Source organism: Dactylosporangium sp. NPDC051484 (assembly GCF_040689395.1).
Classification (GTDB): Bacteria; Actinomycetota; Actinomycetes; order Mycobacteriales; family Micromonosporaceae; genus Dactylosporangium.
In genome coordinates this window covers 1-1,808 of sequence record NZ_JBFAZX010000084.1, presented here as the reverse complement: position 1 = coordinate 1,808, position 1,808 = coordinate 1, and the positions used below count along the sequence as shown (strand labels likewise).

The 1,808-nt window shown below is 64.4% G+C and carries 1 protein-coding gene; it reads right to left on the bottom strand.

The window, feature by feature from the left end:
• Window positions 1-558: 558 nt before the first annotated feature.
• Window positions 559-1,155: a hypothetical protein gene (locus AB0367_RS38705; RefSeq protein ID WP_366231497.1), complete on the bottom strand. Its 597-nt coding sequence runs from the start codon at window positions 1,153-1,155 to the stop codon at window positions 559-561.
• Window positions 1,156-1,808 lie beyond the last annotated feature (653 nt).

Here is a 1,808-nt window from a genome sequence, read left to right as displayed (position 1 = left end):
CCGGGCTGAGTCGATTCGGGTCGGTGGGGCGTTCCCAAGGACGGCGAAGATCGTGGGTGAGACGCCGGGCGAGTCGCAGCTGGGTGTGGCAGACGGCGGCGCAGCACGCCAGGCTCAAGCAGAGCAGCCGGACGGCCCGGACGTTGCACGGTCCTGGCGGCGGGCGCTTGTATTCACGCGAGTTCAGCTGCCGCGTCTTCGAGGTAGTGCGCGACGCGGGACCAGGTAGTCCGCCGGTGTCCGGGCACGATCGCATCTGCGGCTGCCGTTGCATAGAGGTCGGCGAGACGTTGGACCAATTCGATGGCCGCTTGGCGGAGTTCGCGACTGTCAGCTCCGGCCGCGGGCACGTGGTGTCTCAGATTTGGGGCGACGCCGTGGTCGGCTTGCAGCGCGCTGACCGCATGTTGGACGGCGTCAGCGTAGAACGCCCAGTCTTGCGAGGCTGGCCCCTCGGCGGTAGCGGTTGCTGCACCGGCATGATCGTCGATGCATTGAACAAGCTGACTGGTTGCACTCCGGATGTACCCGGCTTGCGCTCCAGCGTCATGCGCCCAATCAGCAATCGTCGAAAGGCGGCAGCGGAAGGTTAACCCTTACAGACGTTCCGGCAGGTGACGTGAAGTCAAGCGTGAGGTGACGCGCTATCTTGGGCGGTGTCGGCCGAAACCCCCACCACGCTGAGCATTCCGTCTCCGTGCCTCCAAACTCGCCGGAGGCGAGGCGATAGGGCGTGCCGCTGTCATCGGAAATCGCAAGAGTGATCCTCCCGAACTGCTCCCCAGGCGACGGCGGCGGCGACCCACGCCCGGCTCGCGCCGCCCACCGCTTGAACGAGGTCTTATAGTCGTTGAGCGCAGCCTCCCGAGATGGGCCCTGCTCGGCGTCGAGTGTCACCTCAATGTGGTTGGCCAGGCTCACCTGCACAAGCTCTGCACGCACCCCATCGACCTCGCCTACGATCAGCGGACACTCAAGCGGCAACCGAATTCGCGGGATCTGGCGAACGGTCACGAGGTAGACGTGGTCGGGGTCGTGGTAGTCGACGTGGAAGGCCCCATCGTCAAGCCGCTCGACAGATCTGGAGACAGGCTCGGACTCCGCCCTGGGGCGCTGGAACAGCAGGGCTCGGATCACGCCCTCAAGGTCCGTCATGCTCGACACGTTATCCGCCGCCTCTCCCGACAGATGGCGGAATGTCACCCAGGCCCCGATACCGGTCTGTCACGCACGTCCCGAGATTGGACAGGCGCAGACAGGGCGCCGATCAAGTCACCACGCGGCAAACTAGCAGCCCATGGTCCCCAACTGGTCCCCAGGCATACGTAACCCCGCAGATCGGAGGGATCTTGATGTGGGCAACAAAAGGCCGTTGGCCTGGGAAAACTTCCCTTACCAACGGCCGTTTGCAGCTGTCGGGACAGCGGGATTTGAACCCACGACCCCTTGACCCCCAGTAGCCGGAGGCCCCAGCGACGTGCTCAGGCACGTTCTCCCAGGTCGCTGTAAGCATAAACCGGCCGAGTAAAGGGGTCTGCGCGTTGCCGCCGTCTGAGCATTGAGCAAGAATCCAGCATCGCCGGCCGCGGGCTACCTTGGCGGGCAAGTATTTTGTCGAGCTTCGATCAGGTCGAACCGACGGTTTCCGAACGGCCGGTCATGAGGTGATCACCGGCTCGCCTGGGATATGCGGTCGCGAGGGCACCTCCCGGGGGGGCTTGACCCCTGATCCTGGACACGGGGTTTATGCGGCTGCCGCTAGCGTAGCTGGTGCTGTTCGGATGTTGTTTTCGTAGTTGATCGGGGAT